The sequence below is a fragment of the Streptomyces lunaelactis genome, from assembly GCF_003054555.1.
Lineage (GTDB): Bacteria > Actinomycetota > Actinomycetes > Streptomycetales > Streptomycetaceae > Streptomyces > Streptomyces lunaelactis.
The window spans coordinates 6,326,732-6,349,802 of record NZ_CP026304.1; the positions used below are offsets into that span (position 1 = coordinate 6,326,732).

Here is a 23,071-nt window from a genome sequence, read left to right on the forward strand (position 1 = left end):
CGCGCTGTGGAAAACCAGCTCCTTCTCCGTGAGGGCAGGCGGCCCACGGTCCTTTATGGGATGGAATGCGACGGTCCAACCATCGGAGTGCCGTGGCCAAGAAATTTGCACACACGGAGCTGAGTTTAATTCTGGATACTCCCGGAACAAGATTGGATCTTGCTAAAGTTCTCGTGCTGGCCTTGTAGGTATGGAGGGGCGATGGGTCGAGTCTTCATCTCGTACAGTCACGTCGATAAGTTGTATGCGGAGCGAGTCATTCGGCAGCTGAGGTCGGCCCGCTTCGACGTCGTTGTCGACCAGGATGCTCTGCAGGCCGGTCAGGAATGGCGTACCGAACTGTTCCGGCTGATCAGGTCGTCGCAGGCGACTCTCGTGATTCTTACCGAGGCGGCGCGCACCTCCGAAGAGGTGGCGTCGGAGTGGGCTTATGCCCTGGGCGTCGGTGTCCCGGTGTTCCCGCTTCGCTTCGAAGTGACGTCCCGGCCGTCACGGCTCGATCCGTTGCATGGGTTTGATTTCCGTCGGCACTCGGCGCCGTGGGGTGATCTGATCAAGACGCTGAACTTTCTGCCGCCTGCCCCTCGGGAGTTCACCGAGGGTCTTGAGGAGGTGCAGAGCACGGCTCAGCAGATTCGCGCGAACCTCGACTTTCAGGGAAACAGGTGTTTTCAGCACATTGTCAGTCAGTCGTTACGCGAAATGGGAAACCAGCTCCAGTCGATCGGCGGCGGTTCGCAGTACATGGTGCCGGCCACCCAGTATCCTTTCTATCTGATATCTGCCCAGAACGTGTTGCGTGCCCGAGTCAAGGCGCTGGCCCTTGTGGACCAGGAGGAATTATTCTGGCAGCAAGGGGTCGGGAGGGTAATCAACGAATCGGCTCAACCGGAAAGCGTTCGAGTTTTCGCATTCACGTCGTCCGGCGATTTTCATCGTATGTTCGAGACGCTGACGTATTACGCCGGAATTTATCGAGTGTATGCCATCAGCTATGAGCACTTGGTGGCGAAATTCAGTGCCTTCGGCAAGGATTTTTCGATCATCGAGGCGGACGGTGACCGAGTTCTGGGCAGCTACGCTGGCCCCCTCGGCGAGAAGGTTATACGCTTCTCTGCCGACGTCGACGAAGTTGTCGATCACGAACGCGTATTGGACAGGATTGTTGCCGTGTCGCGCCCGATCGTCCCGGACGATCGGGGGAAAGTACTGACCGCAAGCAAGCAGATCTTCGAAGACTGGAAGCTTTCACCGCTCATGCTCAAAACGGCAGAGATGTCGCTGTACATCGCGATCGACGACTATGATGAATTCGAAGAGCGACATGCCTACTATGTCGAGATGATGGCCGAGATGCTGGCTGTCTTCCGTGCTCGGCGCGGCCGCAGGTATTCGCGCGATCCCGAGCGCAGTCAGGCGCTGGAACTCGGTGCCGGGACGGGGATCTTCACTCGCCGTCTCGCGAATGAGCCCGAGGTCGACTGCGTGGCGGTCGAGATCGACTTTGCGTGCAGCAATAAACTTGAGCGCAATCTGCGCAACCGGTCGAACGCTGTCGCGGTGAATGCCGACAGTCGCACCTATCGAGAGGGTGGGCAAGGTGGTCGCTTCCAGTTCATTTTCTCCTCCTTCGCGGACCATCACATCAAGCTGGAAGACAAGAGTCGCTATTTCGAGAACGTCAAGAACAATCTGGCGCCGGGCGGCCGGATCATCGTCGGTGATGAGTTCTTGCCGGAATACGATCCGGGCGACATGGAAGCCTGGCAGGCGGCATTGCGCGTTTATCACGGGCACATCATTGAATTCGCTGCTGCTCGCGCTGCCGAGCATGATAGTCGTGGCGAGGACGAGCAGGCTCATGCGCATCGAGAATTGATCAGACTGGAATCTGCCGCACTTGAATCCGGCCTGGCCAAGCAGGGTGACTTCAAGCTGTCACGTTCTCTGTACGAGCAGATCCTGAAGGAGCAGGGATTCCAGTTCCGGGCGAAGAAGATCGGTCCGCTGGACGATGACTCGGTGGGTGGAATCTATGTGTACGAGTTGTGGCTCGACTGACCGACCGCGATCGACCGGCTCTGAAGCCGCAGTCGGCGGCGCGCATTGACGGCGCCGGGTCGCGTCAGTCGATGGCGCGGCCGTGCGCCCGTAGCGTCCGCAGTGCCTCGATCGTCACGATCGGCCGCGCCTCCAGGGCCGTCCCCGGTGCCCACTGGCGCCAGTTGACAGGCCAGCCGCCGTCCTCGCGCTGCTCGTCCGCGAGATGGTCGAGCGAGCGCGCCATCTCCTCGTCCGTGAACCAGCGGCGGGCGAGGGACTCCGGCTCGCGGGCGTAGTCGTGCGGGAAATGATGCTCGCCCGGCGCATAGCCGGGCGCGACCGGGTACTTGTCGAGCCGCTCCGGGTCCAGCACTGCCAGGTGCTGCTCGCGCACCAGCCGGCCGAGCCGGTCCGCCGCGGCCTCGGCGCGCGAGCGGTCAGGGGCACCGTCCAGGAAGGCCACCGTGGCCTCGATCTCGTACGGATGGGACTTCTCCAGAGCGTCGACGGCGGCCCAGCAGAAGTCCGTCGCCCGGAACAGCCAGGCGTGCCACACCTGATTGCGATGCAGCAGACCGACGACCGGCCCGGTCGCGAGCAGCTCGCTCGGAGGGTCGTCGACGATCGGGATGAAGGGCGCGGCCGGGTATCCCCGCTGGGAGGGGTGGATCGCGGGCAGCGCCCCGTCGCGCGTGGACACCTCCGTGAGATAGCGGCACATCCGCTCCACGCGCAGTCCGCCGCACCGACCGATGGAGTCGAGGACGCGCAGGGCGTGTGCGGTGTGCAGCGGCTGGCTGACCGGGCCGCGCAGGTCGGGTTCGAGGGCGTGGCCGTAGCCGCCGTCCTCGTTGAGGTAAGCGGCCAGCGCCGTCTCGACGGTGTCCGAGCCGCCGCCCATGAAGTGGTACGCGAACCGCCGCTGTTCCAGCACCCGGGCCGTCAGCCAGATGAAGTGCTCGGCGCGGGCGAGAGGGGACGCGAGCGGAGGCGCGGGGGTTGCTCCAGTTCCAGCCATGTTCAGACCGTAGAGCGGAAAGGGCTTTCGGCATGCGCGACGGATGGGCCGCACCCCCGGGGGCGGGATAATGGCGTTATGCGGTTGACGATTTTCTGGGAGCGGATGGCAGACCACTTCGGTCAGGCGTACGCCGATTCCTTCGCGCGCGACCATGTGATGGCCGAGCTTGGCGGGCGTACGGTCCATGAGGCGCTGGCTGCGGGCTGGGAGGCGAAGGACGTGTGGCGCGGGGTCTGTGCCGCGGCCGGCGTCCCCGCCGAGAAGCGGTGAGCCGGCAGCGAGCCGTCACTGATGCGTGCGGTGGGCCAGGCGTGATTCGGACCCGGGGTCGAGCCGCGAGTCGGTGGGGACGCCGTCGGCGTCGCGGGCGGTGTAACCGGGGAACAGGGGCGGACGATCACCCGCGGCGGCGGTAGGCGACACTGGCTCCGTGGCCCCGACCGACAAGACCGACCCGGACCTGACTCCTCCGGACGTGACCGCCCAGGATGCGACCACTGAGGGCGTGCCCCCTCACGGCAGACCTGCCGCGGGCGCGGCCGCCGAGGACATGAGCGCTCAGGACACCACTCCGCCCGCCATTCCGCCCTCCGCGCCGGAGGGCGGCCCAGGCGGTCCCGGCCGGATGCCCCGCTGGCTGCCGCGCGCCATGGTGCTCGCGCTGGCGCTCATCGCCTGCTTCCAGCTCGGCAGTTGGGCCTTCCACCAGCTCATCGGCCTGCTGATCAATATCCTCATCGCCTTCTTCCTGGCGCTGGCGATCGAGCCCGCGGTCGGCCGGATGGCGGCGCGCGGCATGCGCCGCGGCCTCGCCACCTTCCTGGTCGTCTTCGCCGTACTGGCCGCGGGCGCCGGCTTCGTCGTCATGCTGGGCTCGATGCTGGCGGGCCAGATCATCGACATGGTCGAGGACTTCCCCCAGTACCTCGACTCGGTGATCCGCTGGATCAACAGCACCTTCAACACCGAGCTCTCCCGGGTTGAGGTTCAGGACAGTCTGCTGCGCTCCGACTGGCTGCGGAGGTATGTCCAGAACAGTGCGAGCGGGGTGCTCGACATCTCGGCCACCGTCCTCGGCGGACTGTTCAAGCTGCTGACGATCTTCCTTTTCTCGTTCTACTTCGCGGCCGACGGGCCCCGGCTGCGGCGTGCGATCTGCTCCGTACTCCCGCCGGCCAAGCAGGCCGAGGCGCTGCGCGCCTGGGAGATCGCGGTCGACAAGACCGGCGGCTATCTCTACTCGCGCGGCCTGATGGCACTGATCTCCGGTGTCGCGCACTACGTCCTGCTGGAGATCCTGGGTGTGCCGTATGCTCCGGCGCTCGCGGTCTGGGTCGGTCTGGTCTCGCAGTTCATCCCGACCATCGGCACGTATCTTGCGGGCGCGCTGCCGATGCTGATCGCATTCACCGTCAATCCCTGGTACGCGCTCTGGGTGCTCGGGTTCGTCGTGATCTACCAGCAGTTCGAGAACTATGTGCTGCAGCCCAAGCTCACCGCAAAGACCGTCGACATCCACCCCGCGGTGGCCTTCGGTTCGGTCGTCGCGGGCACCGCGCTGCTGGGGGCGGTCGGCGCGCTGATCGCGATCCCGGCGGTCGCGACGCTCCAGGCGTTCCTCGGCGCGTATGTGAAGCGGTACGCGGTGACCGACGACCCGCGTGTCCACGGCCACCGGCTGCGCGACGGCAGAGCGGTCAGGCGGATGCGGCGCGCCCTGCACAAGGGCCGCAACGGCTCGGCCGTCGACGAGAGCGCACCGGACGCCGGGAAGGGCGGGCGTGACTCCGGCGAGGGCGGGCCGGACGCCGGTGCGGAGACCGACGACCGGCCTTGAGGCATGTGGCCTTGAGACATCCGGCCCTGGGGCTTCCTGCCCGGAGGCCTACGACAGGCCTTTCGGCCTCAGTGGCGCTCCAGCTCCACCTTCGGCAGCGCCCTGCGCAGCCACGCCGGCAGCCACCACGCACTCCGCCCCAGCAGCTGCATCACCGCCGGCACGATCAGACAGCGGATGACCACCGCGTCCAGCAGGATCGCCACGGCCAGCCCCAGACCGAACTGCTGCAGCATCCGGTCCGGGCTGAGCAGGAATGCCGAGAACACCACGATCATGATCGCCGCAGCCGCCGTGATGACCTTGCCCGTCGCCGCAAGCCCCTCACGGACCGCACCCTGCGGGTCCTTCGTGTGCTCCCACTCCTCATGGATGCGCGAGAGCAGGAAGACCTCGTAGTCCATCGAGAGCCCGAAGACGATCGCGAAGATCATCACCGGGATGAAGGCCTCGATCGGACCGGGCTCGACCCCGAACCAGCCCTCCTGGAAGACCAGCGTGATCGCGCCGAGCGCCGCTCCGATCGACACCAGGTTGAGGAGCGCGGCCTTCAGCGGGATCAGAACCGACCGGAACACCGCGAGCAGCAGCAGCGCTGACAGCCCGACGACGATCGCGACGAAGAGCGGCATCCGGTCGGAGACCGTGGACGCGTAGTCCTCGGTGGCCGCCGTGGGCCCGCCGACCAGCAGCTCCACGCCCGTGGACTTCTCCAGCGGCGGGAGTACGTCGTCGCGCAGCCGGTCGACAAGTCGAGAAGTTTCCTCCGCCTGAGGCGCGGAGTCCGGGAAGGCGATGACCGTAGCCACCGACGCGTCCTTCGTCGGGATGGGCCCGGTGGCCGCCGCGATGCCGGTCGTCTCCTCAAGGGCCAGCCGCACCTGGTCCGCGGCGTTCGTGCCGCCGCCGTCGGCGACCACGATCAGCGGACCGTTGAAGCCCGGACCGAAGCCTTCCGCCAGCATGTCGTACGCCTGGCGGCTGGACTTGGACTCCGCGTCGTTGCCCGCGTCCGCGAAGCCGAGCCGCATGTCGAGCGCGGGCGCGGCCAGCGCGCCCAGGGCCACCAGCGACACGACGAGCGCCGCCCAGGGCCGCCGCTGCACACCCGTCGCCCAGCGTCGCCAGCCGGCCCCCTCGACTCTCTGGGCCTTCGCGGCGCGCTTGGCGACCTGCCGCTGGATGCGCCCACCGAAGATGCCGAGCAGGGCCGGGAGCAGGGTCAGCGAGGCGGCCATCGTGACCAGCACGGTCAGTGCGACCGCCAGTGCCACGCCCTGGAGCGAGCCGAGACCCAGGGCGACCAGACCCATCAGCGCGATGATCACGGTGCAGCCGGCGAAGAAGACCGTACGGCCCGCCGCGTCCAGCGCGGTGCGCGTGGCACGCTCGGGCTCGGCACCCTTGAGCAGCTCGCCCCGGTACCGCGAGAAGATCAGCAGGGCGTAGTCGATGCCGACGCCGAGACCGACCAGCATCATGATCGGCGGGGTGAAGTCGGCGACGTCCGCGAACTGCGAGGCGAGCGCGATCAGACCGATCGAACTGCCCACCGCGAACAGCGCGGTGACCACCGGCAGGCTTGCGGCGACCAGCGACCCGAAGAGGAAGACCAGAATCACCAGCGCGCCGAGAATGCCCGCGCCCTCGGCCGCGCCGCCCTCCGCCTCCTCGGCGCCGCGTGCCGCGTCACCGCCAACCGCTGCCTCGACTCCTTCGCCCTCGATGGACGCGGCGGTGTCGATGATCTTCCGTACGTCCTCCTTGGGCACGTTCTGGGCCTCGCCGTCGAGGGTGACGGTGGCGTAGCCGACCGTGCCGTCCTTGGATACGGCGGCCGCGTCCTCGTACGGACTGCGTACGTCGGTGACGCTCGGCAGCCCGGCCACCTTCTCCAGCATCGTGCCGACGCGCCCCTCCACCGCGCCGTCCCGGATGCCGTCCGTGGCCCTGACCACGATCTGCACGGCGGCGTCGGCCTGCGCCGAGCCGTGCTCCTCCAGTACGGACTGGGCCTGCTGGGAATCCGTACCGGGCAGCGAGAAGTCGTTGTGGTACGCGTTGCCCGCGGCCACGGAGGCGCCCGTGATCCCGACCAGGACTACGACCCAAAGGATCAGCGCCCGCCATCGGTGGGTGTACGAGAAGGCGGCGAGCCGTTCGAAGACGCTGGTGCGCGTCGTGGTGGGCGTCGCATTGCGCGTCGCGGTGTTCATCGTGGTTCTCCTTGAGGGAGGTCGCTCTGAGGGGTGTCGGAGGCTTGAGAGATCCGGGGTGCGTCCGAGGTGCGTCGGCGGTGTTCTGGCAGTGCGTCAGAGGCAGGAAGGGCGGGTCACGCGGTGCCGGAAGGCGTCCCACATCCACGCCTGGCGGCCTGCCAGGGGCCGGTGCGCCCCACCGGCAGCCGGGCCCGCTCGAAGGGAGCGCCCGTCAGCCGTACGACCGCGAACGCGAGCCCGTGCATGGCGAACAGCGCCATGAGCGCGAACGTGGTGAGGACGGCGACCGGTCCCGAAGCGGCGGAACCCGGCGTACCGGTGGCGACGACGGTCGCGAGCCCCAGGGTGAGGGCGACGCAGAGGAAGTGGCCGTCCGCCGTGAGGGCGAACTGCAGCCGTGCGAGGTCGAGCGTCTCCTGGGTCACGCTGTCAGAGTCGGCGTACGGCTCTGGGCGGGTCGTCGGCCCGGGGAGGACAATCGGCGTACCCCAGGAGTTGCGGGCGCTCCTGTCGGCGTACTACGGAAGTTGCTGAGTCCTGTCCGGCCTGTTCCGGACGAAAGACCCTAGGCCATCCAGCCCGGGGTGATCATCCCGGATTCGTACGCCAGGATCACCAGCTGCGCCCGGTCTCTGACATTCAGCTTCGTCATGATCCGGCTGACATGGGTCTTCGCGGTGGCGGGAGCCAGTACGAGGCGCTGCGCGATCTCGTCATTGGACAGACCCGCGCCGACCAGGCCCATCACCTCGCGCTCCCGCTCGGTGAGGGCGTTCAGCCGGGGGCTGGGGTCGGGCTGCTTGCTGCGGCCCGCGAACTCGGCGATCAGACGGCGGGTGACGGCGGGCGCGATCAGGGCGTCGCCGCGCGCCACCACCCGTACGCCGTGCAGCAGTTCCATCGGCTCGGTGTCCTTGACGAGGAACCCGGAGGCGCCCGCGCGCAGCGCGCCGTACACATAGTCGTCGACGTCGAAGGTGGTGAGGATGATCACCCGTACGGCTTCGAGCCGAGGGTCTGCGAGGATACGGCGGGTGGCCTCCAGACCGTCGAGGCCGGGCATCCGGATGTCCATCAGCACGACGTCCGGGCGCAGTTCGCGTGCGAGGGCGATGGCCTGCTCGCCGTCGGCGGCCTCGCCCACCACCTCGATATCGGACTCGTCGGTGAGGATGGAGCGGAAGCCGGCGCGTACGAGTGTCTGGTCGTCGGCGAGCACCACGCGAATCATTCGGTCCCCTTAAGCGGCCTCAGCGGCAGCCGGGCGCTGACCCGGAAGCCGTCCGCCGTGTTGCGTGCGGTCAGTTCGCCGCCGAAGGCTTTGGCGCGTTCGGCCATCCCGATGATGCCGCTGCCCTGCGACTGCTCGTCGTCCGTGCCCTGTCCGTCGTCGTCGATCCGCACCCGGACGTCCTCGTCGGTGTAGGCGATGGTGACCAGGGCGCTGCTCGCGCGCGAGTGCCGGGCGACATTGGTCAGCGACTCCTGGACGATGCGGTAGGCGGCGAGGTCGACCGGCGGCGGCAGCGGACGCGGTGTGCCCTCGGTGTCCGTACGGACCTCGATACCCGTCGCGCGGGCCCGCTCGACCAGCTCGCCGAGGCGGTCGAGTCCCGAGACGGGGGCGGTCGGTGCGGCCTCGTCGGCCTGGCGAAGTACGCCGAGGGTGGAACGCAGCTCGCGCAGAGCGTCCTTGCTGGTGGCCTTGACCGCCTCCAGGGCAGCCTCGGCGGCCGTCAGCGCGTCCGCGGGCTCCGGCTGCTTGCTCAACTTGTGCAGTACGGCGCTGGACTGGACGTTGATCAGCGAAATGCTGTGGCCGAGTACGTCGTGCAACTCCCGCGCGATCCGCAGCCGCTCCTCGGTGGCGCTCTGCCGGGCCCGCGCCTCCTGCTCACGCTCGGCGGCGATGGCGCGCAGCTCGACCTCGTGGAGATAGGCGATACGGGTGCGCTGGGCGCGGCCCACGGCGACAAGGCTGATCAGCCAGCCGGCGAGCATCACCAGGGAGGTGTCGTCGATCTGACGGTGGCCAGGGCTCTGCCGGCTCTCGGCGAAGCCGACGGCGAGGAGGGTGATGGCCGCCAGGGCGATGGCGGCGGTGAAACGGCCTTCGGCGGCGACGCTGTAGAGCGCGAGCGCGAAGGTGATCATCAGCGGGCCGTCGAAGGTGCTCAGCGGGTAGTAGGCCGCGCAGGCCAGCAGGGTGACGACGGCGACGGCGACGGGCCACCGGCGACGGTAGTAGAGCGTGCCGCAGCCCACCGCGATCAGGGCCCAGCCGATGACTGTGCGGGCCGGCGGCTCGCTCTCGTACTGCATCACGACCAGCGTCCAGACGACCACGACGGCGGTGACCAGCAGGGTCACGATGGCGTCGGTCGTACGCGCGGACAGGCGGCCGCCCGGGGCGCGGTAGGGGATGACCATGCCACGAAGGATAGGCGGGGGACGGGCGTGCCTGGCGCCTCAGTTGGCGGGCTCGCCCTTACGCGCCCCAAGGCGCCCTTGCCGGCGTCGAGGAAGGCGTTGACGTCGGTGGTGTTGCCCCTCTCGCCGGTGGCGTGCCCCTCTCGGCCGCAGGACCGGAACATCGCCGCAGGATCCCGGCCGCGGTCGAGGCCGCGCCGCTCGTGGGGACGGCCTCGACCTGACGGGCGGCAGCCTGGCCGGCGGGGCCGCGGCGGCCTCTGACCGGAGTGCCGCGTGGTGCGCTTGACACTAAAATCGAACATCCATTCTTATGGAATTCCGGCCCTCGGTTTCCGAGAGTTATCCACAGGCTGGAAGGGGCGTCGGCGCCCGTTGTCAGTGGCAGGGGATAGCGTCTTTGACGTGAAGCGATCGACTCAAGCAAATCGGGTGGAACCCATGGCAGGAACCGACCGCGAGAAGGCGCTCGACGCCGCGCTCGCACAGATTGAACGGCAGTTCGGCAAGGGCGCTGTGATGCGCCTGGGCGAACGGCCGAACGAGCCCATCGAGGTCATCCCCACCGGGTCGACCGCGCTCGACGTCGCGCTCGGCGTCGGCGGCCTGCCGCGCGGCCGTGTGGTGGAGGTGTACGGACCGGAGTCCTCCGGCAAGACGACCCTCACGCTGCACGCGGTGGCCAATGCGCAGCGGCTCGGCGGCCAGGTGGCCTTCATCGACGCCGAGCACGCCCTCGACCCCGAGTATGCGAAGAAGCTCGGCGTCGACATCGACAACCTCATCCTGTCCCAGCCGGACAACGGTGAGCAGGCGCTCGAGATCGTCGACATGCTCATCCGCTCAGGCGCCCTCGATCTGATCGTCATCGACTCCGTGGCGGCCCTGGTGCCGCGCGCGGAGATCGAGGGCGAGATGGGCGACTCGCACGTCGGTCTGCAGGCGCGACTGATGAGCCAGGCGCTCCGGAAGATCACCAGCGCGCTGAACCAGTCCAAGACCACCGCGATCTTCATCAACCAGCTCCGCGAGAAGATCGGCGTGATGTTCGGCTCGCCGGAGACCACGACCGGTGGCCGGGCGCTGAAGTTCTACGCCTCGGTGCGGCTCGACATCCGCCGTATCGAGACCCTCAAGGACGGCACGGACGCGGTCGGCAACCGCACCCGCGTCAAGGTCGTCAAGAACAAGTGCGCGCCGCCCTTCAAGCAGGCCGAGTTCGACATCCTCTATGGCCAGGGCATCAGCCGCGAGGGCGGTCTGATCGACATGGGCGTGGAGAACGGCTTCGTACGCAAGGCCGGCGCCTGGTACACGTACGAGGGCGACCAGCTCGGCCAGGGCAAGGAGAACGCCCGTAACTTCCTGAAGGACAACCCCGATCTCGCCAATGAGATCGAGAAGAAGATCCTGGAGAAGCTCGGCGTCGGCGTGAAGCCGGAGGCCCTGGCGGCAGAGCCGGGTGCGGACGCAGCCGGTGCGGCGGCGGCTCCGGCCGAGGACGGCACGAAGTCGGTGCCCGCGCCCGCCTCCAAAGCCAAGTCGGCCAAGACGGCGGCGGCCAAGGGGTAGCGCGTGGCCCGGCGAACCGAATGGCCGGGCGACAGCGCCGACTCGTCGAGGGCCGAGAAGGAGCTGTCGCCCCAGGACCCGGCGGAGCGGGCGCGGGCGATCTGTCTGCGCCTGCTCACCGGGACCCCGCGCACCCGCAAGCAGCTCGCGGACGCGCTGCACAAGCGTGAGATCCCCTTGGAGGTGGCCGAGGAGGTCCTCTGCCGCTTCGAGGACGTGGGGCTGATCAACGACGCGGCCTTCGCGGACGCATGGGTGGAGTCCCGGCACCACGGCCGGGGCCTCGCCCGGCGGGCCCTCGCGCGGGAACTGCGCACCAAGGGCGTGGACTCCGCGCTGATCGACGAGGCGGTCGGGCAGCTCGACTCCGAGCAGGAGGAGGAGACCGCCCGCGAGCTGGTCGCCCGCAGACTCCCCTCCACCCGGGGTCTCGACCGCGACCGCCGCCTGCGCCGCTTGGCGGGCATGCTGGCCCGCAAGGGGTACCCCGAGGGCATGGCCCTGAGGGTGGTCAAGCGCGCCCTGGAGGAAGAGGGCGAGGACACGGAGGACCTCGACGAGGGCGGGGTCTTCTGACGACGGGGGGCGCCTTCTCGTGGGGCCTTCTGACGCGACGAGTTGAACCACCACGCCTACGCCGCAGATCTCGAGCTCTTCGAGTGGCTCCAGCGGGAGAGCGGTGGTGCCGACGACGCATGGGCCGACGCCTTTGAAGGCAGGCCCTACCGCGTGACCGGCAGCCCCGCGGACTTCCACGCCTGGAAGCCCCCGACGAGGTCGGTCGCGCGGTGCAGTCCCAACTGCCGCAGGGACACGGCCGCCAGAGACGACGCGTACCCCTCGTTGCAGACCACCACGACCCGCAGATCGTGACTGACGGCCTCCGGCGCACGGTGGCTGCCCTGCGGATCCAGCCGCCACTCCAGTTCATTGCGCTCCACGACCAGCGCACCGGGGATCACCCCGTCACGCTCGCGCAGCGCCGCGTACCGGATGTCCACCAGCAGCGCCCCGTCCGCGGCCGCCTCGAAGGCGTCCTTCGGCTCGACGCGGTCCAGGTCCTGCCGTACGCGCTCCAGTAGCTCGTCGATCCCTACGCGCTCGCTCACTGCCAGTCCGCCGGACGCTCGACCTGCTCAAGGCGGAGCACCGCGCCGGACCGGCTGAAGCGCCGGATCAGCGGCAGCGGCGGATAGTAGGCGTGCACCGATACGGCGTGCTCGGCGGGCGACTCGTTCAGCACCTCGTGCACATGGTGCGTGCCGAAGGCCCGGCCCTGGCCCGCCCCGAGCCGCCGCTCGCGGTCGACGCCTTCGTTCAGCTCCAGGGTCCGCCACCCGCTCGCTGGGAGTCGCACGGCGAGTGAGTTCTCCTTCAACTCACCCGAGGCCGTGGCAAACGCGCCGATCGACTCGGCGTGGTCGTGCCAGCCGGTGCCTGTGCCGGGTGGCCAGGCGATCAGCCAGGCCTCACTGCCGCCCGGACCCTCGAGGTGTACCCACGTACGGCCCTCGGGATCGAGTGGGAGTGAGGCGATGAGGTCCTCGTCGGCGGCGGAGCGCCGCACGAAGTCGAGCAGCTCGGCGACCGTCGGAGCACTCGAGCCATGCGTGGCGACAGGGGTGGGGAGGGGCTGGGACACGGATACCGTCCTGGAAGTTCGCGGGAGGGTGCGCGGGCACACCGGGCCACAGCGCGAGAGAAGGCGAATTCAGCAGGACGGTCGACACACGCAGCCCGCATAGCGGACGAGGTCCATATGGACCCTCCGCCACAGGCGCACATTGGTGTCGGTCACGCTCCGGAGTACACCATGTGGGCCCTCGAGGGTCAATTGATGTCCGCAGTGCGGTCACTGCGGACCGCTGAGGGAGACCCGCCGCGCGCCGCGTCCGCCGCCGAGTACAGCTCGGCGGGCCGTACACCCGTGAACGACGCGACCAGATGCCCGTCCGGCCGCACCAGCAGCACCGTGTGAGCCGTGGCACCCGGGTAGCTCTCCGTCACCAGAAGCTCGGCCCGTACCGGCAGTGCGGTGACGGCCGCCGCCAGCCGCGGCATCACGCCCGCGCTCACCCAGTGCCGCCGGTCCCACACCCCGGTGCCGGGCGCGACCAGCATCACCAGCAGCCGTCCCTGCCCCAGCCTGTCGCGCAGCCGTGCGCTGGTTCCGTCGGGCACGGTCACCCGCACATCCGCGACCGGAGCGCCTGCCTCCGTGCCGACGAGTGTCTGGGAAGGGGCGTATTCGGGTGCGAGGGGGGAGTGCGTGTAGACGGGGGGCGCGCCCAGCGGGCCGTGCCCCAGATGGCCGTCGGTGAGCAGGATGTCGTGCCCCCGCGCTGCGCCCGGCAGATACGTACGCAGCGCGCCGGCACCGCGCAGTATCGGCAGCGACTGGTCGGCGGCGCGCAGCCGCGCGGCGACGGCGGCCCGCCGCTCCGCCTGATAGCTGTCGAGCAGCGGCTCGGAAACTCCGTGGTGCCAGGTGTGCGCGAGCTTCCACGCCAGGTTGTCGGCGTCCCGCAGCCCTTCGTCGAGCCCCTGGGTGCCGAGCGCGCCGAGCAGATGGGCGGCGTCGCCCGCGAGGAACGCACGGTCCACACGCCAGCGCCGCGCGAGCCGGTGGTGCAGTGTGTAGACGCCGGTGTCGATGAGCTCGTACGGAGGTGTCCCACCGCACCAGCCGGCCAGCGTGTCCCGCACCCGGGCGACCAGAGCGTCGGGGGTGACCAGTTCACCGCGCGGCGGCAGCAGCCAGTCCAGCCGCCAGACGCCCTCCGGCAGGGGACGGGCCGTCACTTCGTCGCCGCCGGTGCGCCACGGCGGCTGCCGGTGCAGTAACGCCTCGTCGGGCCAGGGGAGTTCGGTTCGCAGCGCGGCGACGGCGTGCCGCTCCACCGCCGTACGCCCGGGGAAGCGGATGCCGAGGAGCTTGCGGACGGTGGACCGTGCGCCGTCGCAGCCGACCAGGTAGCTGCCGCGCCACCAGGTCGCCCCGGTTCCGCGGGTGTGCACGCTGATCCCGCCGGCGTCCTGCTCCAGCGAGTCGAGGCGACTGTCGGTGACGATCCGGACCAGCGGCTGCCCGGCGACGGCGTTACGGAGTCCGCGCGTGAGGGCGTCCTGGGGGATGTGCAGGGGAGCGGGGGCGCCGGCGTCGCCCAGGATGAGCTGTCGTACGTCCTGCTTCCGACGCATCGAGCGCCAGCCGGCCCAGCGGGCTCCTTCGTCACGGACAGTGGCGCAGCCGAGCCGTTCCACCATGGCGGCCGTGTCGGGCCGCAGTACGACAGTACGGGCGGGGCGCGGCTCGTCCTTGCCCCGACCTTCGTCGAGTACGACGGAGGGGACTCCCTGGGCGGCCAGGGCGAGAGAGAGGGCGAGGCCGACCGGGCCTGCGCCGACCACGATCACCGGGTCCACGAGGTGACTCCTCGGGCGCGAAGAGTGGTGCGGAGAAGTGCGGAGGAAGCCCGGTGCGCGATCACAGAACGTATGCAACTCACTGCGAGTGTCCGCGTCAAGCTGTCACCGGGACGCGGCGAGGGGCGGTGGCCTCACGGCCACCGCCCCTCACTGGTCCAACATCCGATGAACCGTCAGACGGCTCGGCCGTCATCCTTCTTGACTCCGGGCTCGGCGACGGGCTCCTCGGCACCGGCCAGGTCGGCGCTGAGCACCGCGCCTGTGCTCTTCTTCGCGCGGCGCAGCCTGCGCTCCAGCCACGAGGCGAAGGTCGTGAGCATCAGGTTGAGGATGATGTAGATCACCGCGACGACGATGAAGCTGGGGATGACGTTCGCGTAGTTCGCGGCGAGCGTGCCCCGAGCGTTCAGCAGCTCGGTGAAGGCCAGCACCGCCCCGCCGAGCGCGGTGTCCTTGACGATGACGACGAGCTGGCTGACCAGCGCCGGCAGCATCGCGGTCACAGACTGCGGCAGCAGGATGCTGGTCATCGTCTGACCCTTGCGCAGACCGATCGCCTTGGCCGCCTCCGTCTGGCCCTTGGGCAGCGACAGGATGCCCGCCCGAACGATCTCCGCCAGCACAGAGGCGTTGTACAGGACGAGGCCGGTGACCACGGCGTACAGCGGACGGACGTCACTGCTGATGCTGCCGGAGTTGGCGTAGAGCTGGTTCGCGAACAGCATCAGAAGGAGGACCGGAATCGCGCGGAAGAACTCCACGACGACCGAGGCCGGGCCTCTGACCCAGCGGTGGTCGGACAACCGGGCGATGCCGAAGATCGCGCCCAGGGGCAGTGCGATGACCATCGCGAGGGCCGCAGCCTTCAACGTATTGGCGAGACCGGGCAGCAGATAGGTCGTCCAGGCCGGTGCCTCGGTGAACGGCTTCCACAGGGACCAATCGAGCTGTCCCTCGTCCGACATCACGCTGATGACCCACCAGATCCCCAGCGCAAGCAGCGCGAGGAATCCGACGGTGTAGACGATATTGCGGCGCTTGGCGCGGGGGCCAGGAGCGTCGTAGAGGACCGAGGTCATCGCTTCACCGCCACACGCTTGCCGACCCAGCCGAGGAGGAGACCGGTGGGGAGAGTCAGAACCACGAAACCGAAGGCGAAGACCGCCGAGATGAGCACCAGCTGCGCTTCGTTCTCGATCATCTCCTTCATGAGCAGAGCCGCCTCCGCCACACCGATGGCCGCAGCGACCGTGGTGTTCTTGGTCAGGGCGATCAGCACATTGGTGAGCGGACCGACGACCGAGCGGAACGCCTGCGGAAGAACGACAGTCGTTAGCACCTGGGTGAAGCTCAGGCCGATGGCCCGCGCCGCCTCCGCCTGACCGACCGGCACCGTGTTGATGCCTGACCGCACGGCCTCGCAGACGAACGCCGCGGTGTAGGCCGCGAGCCCGAAGACAGCCAGCCGGAAGTACTTGGCGTCGAAGTCGTCGGCCGCGCCCAGCGTCATGCCGAAGACATCGGCGAGACCGAGCGAGGAGAAGACGATGATCACGGTGAGCGGGATGTTCCGGACTACGTTCACATAGACCGTGCCGAACGCACGCATCAGGGGCACCGGGCTCACGCGCATCGCGGCAAGGACGGTTCCCAGTACCAGGGAGCCGATTCCGGAGAGGACGGTGAGTTGCACCGTCACCCAGAACGCCCCGAGCAAGTCGTAACCTTCAAGAAAGTCGAACACTGTCTCCCGCGCTTCCGCGTGTAGGAGGGCGCGGCACGCCGCCATCAGTGGCGGCGTGCCGTCTCAGCCCTGCTTCACTTGACGATGTTGCCGATCTTCGGGGCGGGCTCGTTCTTGTAGTTGGCCGGACCGAAGTTGTCCGTCACGGCCTTGTTCCAGGCCTTGTCCTTGACCATCTTCTCGAGGGCGGCGTTGATCTTGTCGACCATCGCCTGGTCGCCCTTCTTGACGCCGATGCCGTAGTTCTCGTTGCTGAGCTTCAGACCGGCGAGCTTGAACTTGCCCTTGTACTGCTCCTGCGCCGCGAAGCCGGCGAGGATCGAGTCGTCCGTGGTCACCGCGTCGACAGCGCCGCTCTGGAGGGCAGCCATGCACTCCGAGTACGTGCCGACCTGCTGCAGCTGGGCGTTCGGCGCGAAGTCCTTCTTCACGTTCTGGGCGGACGTGGAGCCGGTGACGGAGCAGAGCTTCTTGCCGTTGAGGTCCTCGCCCTTCGCGACGTTGTCGTCGGACCGGATCAGCAGGTCCTGGTGGGCGAGCAGGTAGGGGCCGGCGAAGTCGACCTTCTGCTTGCGCTCGTCGTTGATCGAGTACGTGGCGGCGATGAAGTCCACGTCGCCGCGGGCCAGCGCGGTCTCGCGGTCGGCGCTCTTCGTCTCCTTGAACTCGACGTTGTCGTAGCCGAGCTCCTTGGCGACGTAGTTCGCCACGTCGACGTCGAAGCCGGTGAACTTGCCGTCAGGCGTCTTCAGGCCGAGGCCCGGCTGGTCGTACTTGATGCCGACCGTGATCTTCTTGCCGCCCCCGTCGCCCGAGCCGCTGTCGCTGTCCGAGCCGCAGGCGGTGGCGGTCAGGGCAAGCGCGAACACGGTGGCCGTGGCGGCTGTGACCTTGTGAAGCTTCATGATGACTTCCCTAGAGTTGACGCGAAGTGATGTGGATCGGGGGATCCAGGACTCAGTGGTGAAGGATCTTCGACAGGAAGTCCTTGGCCCGGTCGCTGCGCGGGTTGCTGAAGAACTCCTCGGGTGTGGCCTCTTCGACGATCTTGCCGTCCGCCATGAACACGACCCGGTTCGCGGCCGAGCGGGCGAAGCCCATCTCGTGTGTGACGACCACCATTGTCATCCCCTCCCGCGCCAGCTGCTGCATGACCTCGAGAACCTCGTTGATCATCTCGGGGTCGAGGGCCGACGTCGGCTCGTCGAACAGCATGACCTTGGGGTCCATCGCCAGCGCCCGCGCGATCGCGACGCGCTGCTGCTGGCCGCCAGAGAGCTGGGCCGGGTACTTATCGGCCTGCTCGGCGACACCCACCCGGTCGAGCAGGGCGCGCGCCTTCTCCGTGGCAGCCTTCTTGTCCATCTTGCGGACCTTGACCTGGCCCAGCGTCACGTTCTCCAGCACGGTCTTGTGCGCGAAGAGGTTGAACGACTGGAACACCATGCCGACATCGGCGCGGAGCCTGGCGAGCTCCTTGCCCTCCTGGGGCAACGGCTTGCCGTCGATCGTGATGTCGCCGGAGTCGATCGTCTCCAGACGGTTGACGGCGCGGCACAGCGTGGACTTTCCGGACCCGGACGGTCCGATCACCACCACGACCTCGCCGCGGGTGATCGTCAGGTCGATGTCCTGGAGTACATGCAACGCGCCGAAGTGCTTGTTCACGTTGCTCAGCACGACCAGGTCGCCCGCTGCGGGTACGGCGTCGTCGGCGCCCTTGGTCACTGACACTCCGCTCATCGGCTTCTTGCTCCGTCCTCCTCGGTTGGGAGGACCCTATTCACGTGGTGCGACCAGCGTCATTACATCTGAGGGAGAATTGAGCATAACGATCCGGCCTCAAGCGGACACTATGTGTGAACAGGGCCTTCGTCGGCGTACCGGGTGGGTAACGGAAACCATCATGTAACGGGAAGCCCCTTGACTGACAGGCAGACATCCGCCTTGATGCCCTGGGTACGTCGGACGACCACAAGACGTACGCCAGACGACCGCAGGACAGACGACCGCAGGACAGACGACCGCACGACCGGAGGGGGGCCATGAGACTGCTGCTGGTCGAGGACGACGACCACGTTGCCGCCGCCCTGTCAGCCGTGCTCGCCAAGCACGGCTTCGATGTCGTGCACGCTCGCAACGGCGAGGAGGCGCTGCAGGCCGTCCTGCCCGCCAAGCACCCCGACAAGCCGCCCTTCGGGGTCGTACTTCTCGATCTGGGGCTGCCCGACCAGGACGGCTACCAGGTGTGCGGCAAGATCAGGAAGCTCACCTCGACCCCTGTGATCATGGTGACCGCGCGGGCCGACGTCCGCTCCCGGATTCACGGGCTCAATCTCGGGGCCGACGACTATGTCGTCAAGCCGTACGACACGGGTGAGCTGCTCGCCCGTATCCACGCCGTCAGCCGGCGCAACGCGCCCGGTGACGAGGCCGGTGCGGCCGGCCCCGAGCACGCCCTGCGGCTCGGCCCGGTCATCATCGAGCTCTCCACCCGCCGGGTCAGCGTCGACGGCGAGGCGGTGCAGCTGACCCGCAAGGAGTTCGATCTGCTCGCGCTGCTCGCCCAGCGGCCCGGGGTCGTCTTCCGCCGGGAGCAGATCATCAGCGAGGTGTGGCGGACCAGCTGGGAAGGGACCGGCCGCACGCTCGAGGTACATGTGGCGTCCCTGCGCTCCAAGCTGCGGATGCCCGCCCTGATCGAGACCGTGCGCGGAGTCGGCTACCGGCTCGTCGCCCCCGCCGGCGCGTAAGGCCCGTAACCCCAGGTGCGTACCCGACTCCTCCCCCTGCTCATCGTCCTCATGGCGGGCGTGCTGCTCGCGCTCGGCTTCCCGCTCGCCGTGAGCGTCGCCGCCGCGCAGCAGCAGCGGGTCGTCGTCGACCGGATTGACGACACGGTGCGCTTCGCGGCGCTGGCCCAGTTCGTCACCGAGAGCTCCGGAATGGACGAGCGGCGCTCCACGCTCCAGGAGCAGCTCGATCGCTACCACGACACGTACGGCATCAAGGCGGGTGTCTTCACCCGCGACGGCGACGACATCGCCCGCGCCCCGGAGAACTGGTCCGTGCCGCGCAGCGGCGAGGGCCGTGAGGCATTCCAGGAGGCACTCTCGGGCCGGCGCAGCCAGGACCCGCCGCAGGTCTGGCCGTGGCAGCAGGGCGGCCGGCTCGTCGTCGCCTCACCCGTCGTGCGGGACGGGGACGTCGTCGCCGTCGTGTTCACCGACTCGCCCACCAGTCAGCTGCGTTCACGCGTCCTGACGGGCTGGCTGCTGATCGCGGCCGGCGAGGGCGTGGCGATGCTGGTCGCCGTCGGTGCGGCCTTCCGCCTCACGGGCTGGGTACTGCGGCCCGTACGGGTCCTTGACGCGGCCACCCACGGCATCGCGACCGGGCAGATGAATTCGCGCGTCGCGGCGGCGAGCGGACCTCCGGAACTCAGACGCCTGGCCCGCTCGTTCAACGAGATGGCGGACAACGTCGAAGAAGTACTGGAACAGCAGCGGGCGTTCGTCGCCGACGCCTCCCACCAGCTGCGCAACCCGCTCGCCGCACTGCTGCTCCGTATCGAGCTCCTCGCCCTCGAACTTCCCGAGGGCAACGAGGAGATCGCTTCGGTCCGCACCGAGGGCAAGCGCCTCGCCCAGGTCCTCGACGACCTGCTGGACCTCGCGCTGGCCGAGCACGCCCCCGCGGACCTCCAGCTCACCGACATCGGCGAACTGGCCGCCGAGCGGGTCGCGGCCTGGCGTCCCCTCGCCGAGGAGAAGGGCGTCCGGCTGACCGAACAGGGTGCGGCGGTCACCGCCTGGGCCGACCCGGTGGCGCTCTCCAGCGCTCTGGACGCGGTGATCGACAACGCCCTGAAGTTCACACCGCCGGGCGAGGAGGTCATCGTCTCGGTCGCCTCCAACGGCACGACCTCGAAGGTCGTGATCACCGACGGTGGTCCTGGCCTGACCGACGAGGAGCTGGTCCGTATCGGTGACCGCTTCTGGCGCAGCGGGCGTCATCAGAACGTGAAGGGCTCGGGTCTCGGCCTGTCGATCTCGCGCGCGCTGCTGGCCGCCGGCGGCGGCTCGATCGCGTACGAGCACCACGAGCCGCGCGGGCTGCGGGTGACGGTCACCGTCCCGCGTACCTCTCCGACGGCCTGACTGCTCCGGTATGACTGCTACGGCTTGACCGAGCGGTAGTAGCGCCGGGCTCCCTCGTGCAGCGGCAGCGGATCGGTGTAGACCGCGGTCCGCAGATCGACCAGCTGCGCCGGGTGCACCGTGTTGCCGATACGGTCCCGGCTCTTGATCACCGTACGGGTGAAGCCCTCGGTCATCGCCGGATCCATCCGGTCGGTGGTGACCAGCAGATTCGCCACCGCAACCGTCGGTACGGGCACCCCGCTCTGCGCCTGCAGATAGGCGTCGGCAGGCATCACCGCCGAGCGGTAGTAGCTGGTCGCGTCGCCCGTGGCGTGCAGCTTGTCGACGAGATCGGCCTCGAGCGGGATCAGCCGGATCTGGAAGCGCTCGGACAGGTCCTGAATGGTGCTGGTGGGCAGCCCGCCCGACCAGAAGAAGGCATCGAGCTCGTCGGCCTCCAGCAGCCCCGGCACGGTGTCGATCCCGGCCGGGACCCGAGTGATGTCCCGCGTCGGATCGATCCCCGAGGCCTTCAGTAGCCGCTCGGCGATCAGCCGCACACCCGACCCCTCAGGCCCGATCCCCACCCGCTTGCCGCGAAGATCGCGGGCGGACCTCACGGGGGAGTCGCGAGGGACGACGAGCTGTACGTAGTCGTCGTACAGCCGGGCGCAGCCGCGCAGCCGGTCGGCACCCGGCTTGCGGTCGCGCTTGTACTTGGCGACCGCGTCGGCGGTCGCGATCGTGAAGTCGGCCTCGCCGGCCGCCACCCGCGCGATGTTCTGCTGCGAGCCCTCACTGGTCCGCAGATCGATCTCCACGTCCGGCAGATCTTGGGCGAGGGCCTGCTTCAGCAGCACGCCGTACCGCTGATAGACCCCGCTCTGGACGCCCGTACTGAAGGTGAGCGTCCCGCTCGGCGACGACTTCCCGAAGGGCAGCAGCCACCACAGCAGCAGCCCGAACACCACCAGGGCGGCGGCCGACCCCTGCAGGGCACGGCGGCGGCTGAGACGGGAGAGGGCCGGGAGCATGGCGCGATCCTGCCAGCTCACTCCGTGTGATGGCCAGGCCCTGCCTCGTGGAAGGCTGAGGCCGAGCGTCGGTGCGACCCCGTACCCTGGTGGGCGCGATGAGTGCGAAAACATACGAGGTGCGCACCTACGGGTGTCAGATGAACGTCCACGACTCCGAGCGCCTGTCCGGCCTGCTGGAGGACGCCGGCTATGTCCGTGCGCCCGCGGGCGCCGACGGTGATGCCGATGTCGTCGTCTTCAACACCTGCGCGGTGCGGGAGAACGCAGACAACAAGCTGTACGGCAATCTCGGCCGGCTCGCGCCGATGAAGACCAAGCGGCCCGGTATGCAGATCGCCGTCGGCGGCTGCCTGGCCCAGAAGGACCGCGACACCATCGTCACCAGGGCGCCGTGGGTCGACGTCGTCTTCGGTACGCACAACATCGGCAAGCTGCCGGTGCTCCTGGAGCGCGCCCGTATCCAGGAAGAGGCGCAGGTCGAGATCGCGGAGTCGCTCGAGGCCTTCCCCTCGACACTGCCGACCCGCCGTGAGTCCGCGTACGCCGCGTGGGTCTCCATCTCGGTCGGCTGCAACAACACCTGCACCTTCTGCATCGTCCCGGCGCTGCGCGGCAAGGAGAAGGACCGGCGGCCCGGCGACATCCTGGCCGAGGTCGAGGCGCTCGTCGCGGAGGGCGTTTCCGAGATCACCCTGCTCGGTCAGAACGTCAACGCGTACGGCTCCGACATCGGCGACCGCGAGGCGTTCTCCAAGCTGCTGCGCGCCTGCGGGAAGGTCGAGGGGCTCGAGCGCGTGCGCTTCACCTCGCCGCACCCCCGCGACTTCACGGACGACGTGATCGCGGCGATGGCCCAGACCCCGAACGTCATGCCGCAGCTCCACATGCCGCTGCAGTCCGGCTCCGACACGGTGCTGAAGGCGATGCGCCGCTCGTACCGGCAGGAGCGCTTCCTCGGCATCATCGAGAAGGTGCGTGCCGAGATCCCGCACGCGGCCATCTCCACCGACATCATCGTGGGCTTCCCCGGCGAGACCGAGGAGGACTTCGAGCAGACCATGCACGCCGTGCGCGAGGCCCGCTTCGCGAACGCCTTCACCTTCCAGTACTCCAAGCGCCCCGGCACCCCGGCGGCGGAGATGGACGGGCAGATCCCCAAGGCGGTCGTCCAGGAGCGCTATATGCGCCTGGTCGCCCTCCAGGAGGAGATCTCCTGGGAGGAGAACAAGAAGCAGGTCGGCCGGACGCTGGAGATCATGGTCGCCGAGGGGGAGGGCCGCAAGGACGGTGCGACGCACCGCCTTTCGGGCCGGGCGCCCGACAACCGGCTGGTCCACTTCACCAAGCCGGACGAGGAGGTGCGCCCCGGCGATGTGGTCACAGTCGAGATCAGCTACGCCGCTCCGCACCACCTGCTCGCCGAGGGTGCTGTCCAGTCGGTACGCCGCACCCGCGCGGGCGACGCCTGGGAGAAGCGCAACGCCGCGGCGGCCGAGAAGCCGGCCGGAGTGATGCTGGGGCTGCCGAAGATCGGCGTACCGGAGCCGCTGCCGGTGGCGGCCGCCCCGGGCTGCGGCTGCGACTGACTCACCTCTCG

At 68.7% G+C, this 23,071-nt stretch carries 22 protein-coding genes; 8 read left to right on the forward strand and 14 right to left on the reverse strand.

Going from position 1 to position 23,071, the window contains the following annotated elements:
- The first annotated feature begins 201 nt into the window (after positions 1 to 201).
- Positions 202 to 2,061, forward strand: a complete 1,860-nt coding sequence (locus SLUN_RS29220) for a TIR domain-containing protein (RefSeq protein ID WP_108152961.1) — start codon at positions 202 to 204, stop codon at positions 2,059 to 2,061.
- Between the two features lie 64 nt (positions 2,062 to 2,125).
- Here SLUN_RS29220 and SLUN_RS29225 read toward each other — a convergent pair whose 3' ends face one another.
- Entirely contained in the window at positions 2,126 to 3,061 is a 936-nt protein-coding gene (locus SLUN_RS29225; protein ID WP_108152962.1) for a hypothetical protein, read from the reverse strand.
- Positions 3,062 to 3,139: 78 nt separating this feature from the next.
- Between SLUN_RS29225 and SLUN_RS29230 the strand changes: the two genes are divergently transcribed.
- Positions 3,140 to 3,334, forward strand: a complete 195-nt coding sequence (locus tag SLUN_RS29230) for a DUF3046 domain-containing protein (RefSeq protein WP_108152963.1) — start codon at positions 3,140 to 3,142, stop codon at positions 3,332 to 3,334.
- 355 nt (positions 3,335 to 3,689) lie between these two features.
- Complete coding sequence (locus SLUN_RS29235) at positions 3,690 to 4,901, forward strand: AI-2E family transporter (RefSeq protein WP_108154998.1); 1,212 nt, start codon at positions 3,690 to 3,692, stop codon at positions 4,899 to 4,901.
- A gap of 68 nt (positions 4,902 to 4,969) precedes the next feature.
- Here the strand turns inward: SLUN_RS29235 and SLUN_RS29240 are convergent, their stop codons facing one another.
- The 4 genes from SLUN_RS29240 to SLUN_RS29255 all read right to left on the reverse strand — a co-directional run bounded on the left by SLUN_RS29240 (position 4,970) and on the right by SLUN_RS29255 (position 9,550).
- Positions 4,970 to 7,117: an MMPL family transporter gene (locus SLUN_RS29240; protein ID WP_108152964.1), complete on the reverse strand. Its 2,148-nt coding sequence runs from the start codon at positions 7,115 to 7,117 to the stop codon at positions 4,970 to 4,972.
- A gap of 116 nt (positions 7,118 to 7,233) precedes the next feature.
- Complete coding sequence (locus SLUN_RS41575) at positions 7,234 to 7,545, reverse strand: hypothetical protein (protein WP_108152965.1); 312 nt, start codon at positions 7,543 to 7,545, stop codon at positions 7,234 to 7,236.
- Between the two features lie 140 nt (positions 7,546 to 7,685).
- The gene (locus SLUN_RS29250; protein ID WP_108152966.1) at positions 7,686 to 8,351 is read right to left on the reverse strand and encodes a response regulator; all 666 of its coding nucleotides are present in this window, start codon (positions 8,349 to 8,351) and stop codon (positions 7,686 to 7,688) included.
- The gene (locus SLUN_RS29255) at positions 8,348 to 9,550 is read right to left on the reverse strand and encodes a sensor histidine kinase (protein ID WP_108152967.1); all 1,203 of its coding nucleotides are present in this window, start codon (positions 9,548 to 9,550) and stop codon (positions 8,348 to 8,350) included. The genes SLUN_RS29250 and SLUN_RS29255 overlap by 4 nt, the downstream gene beginning before the upstream one ends.
- Positions 9,551 to 9,991: 441 nt before the next feature.
- On the opposite strand from SLUN_RS29255, the gene recA reads away from it, so the two are divergent.
- Positions 9,992 to 11,122 (forward strand): recombinase RecA, encoded by a 1,131-nt coding sequence (gene recA, locus SLUN_RS29260; RefSeq protein WP_108152968.1) that lies wholly within the window; start codon positions 9,992 to 9,994, stop codon positions 11,120 to 11,122.
- Positions 11,123 to 11,125: 3 nt separating this feature from the next.
- The gene (recX, locus tag SLUN_RS29265) at positions 11,126 to 11,698 is read left to right on the forward strand and encodes a recombination regulator RecX (RefSeq protein WP_108152969.1); all 573 of its coding nucleotides are present in this window, start codon (positions 11,126 to 11,128) and stop codon (positions 11,696 to 11,698) included.
- A 146-nt stretch (positions 11,699 to 11,844) separates the two neighbouring features.
- Here the strand turns inward: recX and SLUN_RS29275 are convergent, their stop codons facing one another.
- From SLUN_RS29275 to SLUN_RS29305, 8 genes are all read right to left on the reverse strand, one after another.
- Positions 11,845 to 12,231 (reverse strand): rhodanese-like domain-containing protein, encoded by a 387-nt coding sequence (locus SLUN_RS29275; RefSeq protein WP_371413870.1) that lies wholly within the window; start codon positions 12,229 to 12,231, stop codon positions 11,845 to 11,847.
- On the reverse strand, positions 12,228 to 12,764 hold the full coding sequence (locus SLUN_RS29280; protein WP_108152971.1) for a cupin domain-containing protein: 537 nt from the start codon (positions 12,762 to 12,764) through the stop codon (positions 12,228 to 12,230). Before SLUN_RS29280 ends, SLUN_RS29275 begins: the two co-directional genes overlap by 4 nt.
- A gap of 69 nt (positions 12,765 to 12,833) precedes the next feature.
- Complete coding sequence (locus SLUN_RS42435; protein WP_319285218.1) at positions 12,834 to 12,920, reverse strand: putative leader peptide; 87 nt, start codon at positions 12,918 to 12,920, stop codon at positions 12,834 to 12,836.
- Positions 12,921 to 12,952: 32 nt separating this feature from the next.
- A complete protein-coding gene (locus tag SLUN_RS29285) occupies positions 12,953 to 14,548 on the reverse strand; it encodes an FAD-dependent monooxygenase (protein WP_108152972.1) in 1,596 nt (531 codons plus the stop codon).
- A gap of 176 nt (positions 14,549 to 14,724) precedes the next feature.
- Entirely contained in the window at positions 14,725 to 15,630 is a 906-nt protein-coding gene (locus SLUN_RS29290) for an amino acid ABC transporter permease (protein WP_108152973.1), read from the reverse strand.
- Complete coding sequence (locus SLUN_RS29295) at positions 15,627 to 16,295, reverse strand: amino acid ABC transporter permease (RefSeq protein WP_108152974.1); 669 nt, start codon at positions 16,293 to 16,295, stop codon at positions 15,627 to 15,629. The genes SLUN_RS29290 and SLUN_RS29295 overlap by 4 nt, the downstream gene beginning before the upstream one ends.
- 74 nt (positions 16,296 to 16,369) lie before the next feature.
- Positions 16,370 to 17,200 (reverse strand): glutamate ABC transporter substrate-binding protein, encoded by an 831-nt coding sequence (locus SLUN_RS29300; RefSeq protein ID WP_108152975.1) that lies wholly within the window; start codon positions 17,198 to 17,200, stop codon positions 16,370 to 16,372.
- Between the two features lie 52 nt (positions 17,201 to 17,252).
- Positions 17,253 to 18,038: an amino acid ABC transporter ATP-binding protein gene (locus tag SLUN_RS29305; RefSeq protein WP_108152976.1), complete on the reverse strand. Its 786-nt coding sequence runs from the start codon at positions 18,036 to 18,038 to the stop codon at positions 17,253 to 17,255.
- Between the two features lie 302 nt (positions 18,039 to 18,340).
- Between SLUN_RS29305 and SLUN_RS29310 the strand changes: the two genes are divergently transcribed.
- Positions 18,341 to 19,048 (forward strand): response regulator transcription factor, encoded by a 708-nt coding sequence (locus tag SLUN_RS29310; protein WP_108152977.1) that lies wholly within the window; start codon positions 18,341 to 18,343, stop codon positions 19,046 to 19,048.
- A 15-nt stretch (positions 19,049 to 19,063) separates the two neighbouring features.
- A complete protein-coding gene (locus SLUN_RS29315; RefSeq protein WP_108152978.1) occupies positions 19,064 to 20,455 on the forward strand; it encodes a sensor histidine kinase in 1,392 nt (463 codons plus the stop codon).
- 17 nt (positions 20,456 to 20,472) lie between these two features.
- On the opposite strand, the gene SLUN_RS29320 is transcribed toward SLUN_RS29315, so the two are convergent.
- Complete coding sequence (locus SLUN_RS29320; RefSeq protein ID WP_108152979.1) at positions 20,473 to 21,471, reverse strand: TAXI family TRAP transporter solute-binding subunit; 999 nt, start codon at positions 21,469 to 21,471, stop codon at positions 20,473 to 20,475.
- A 98-nt stretch (positions 21,472 to 21,569) separates the two neighbouring features.
- Between SLUN_RS29320 and miaB the strand changes: the two genes are divergently transcribed.
- A complete protein-coding gene (gene miaB / locus SLUN_RS29325) occupies positions 21,570 to 23,060 on the forward strand; it encodes a tRNA (N6-isopentenyl adenosine(37)-C2)-methylthiotransferase MiaB (protein ID WP_108152980.1) in 1,491 nt (496 codons plus the stop codon).
- Positions 23,061 to 23,071: the final 11 nt, after the last annotated feature.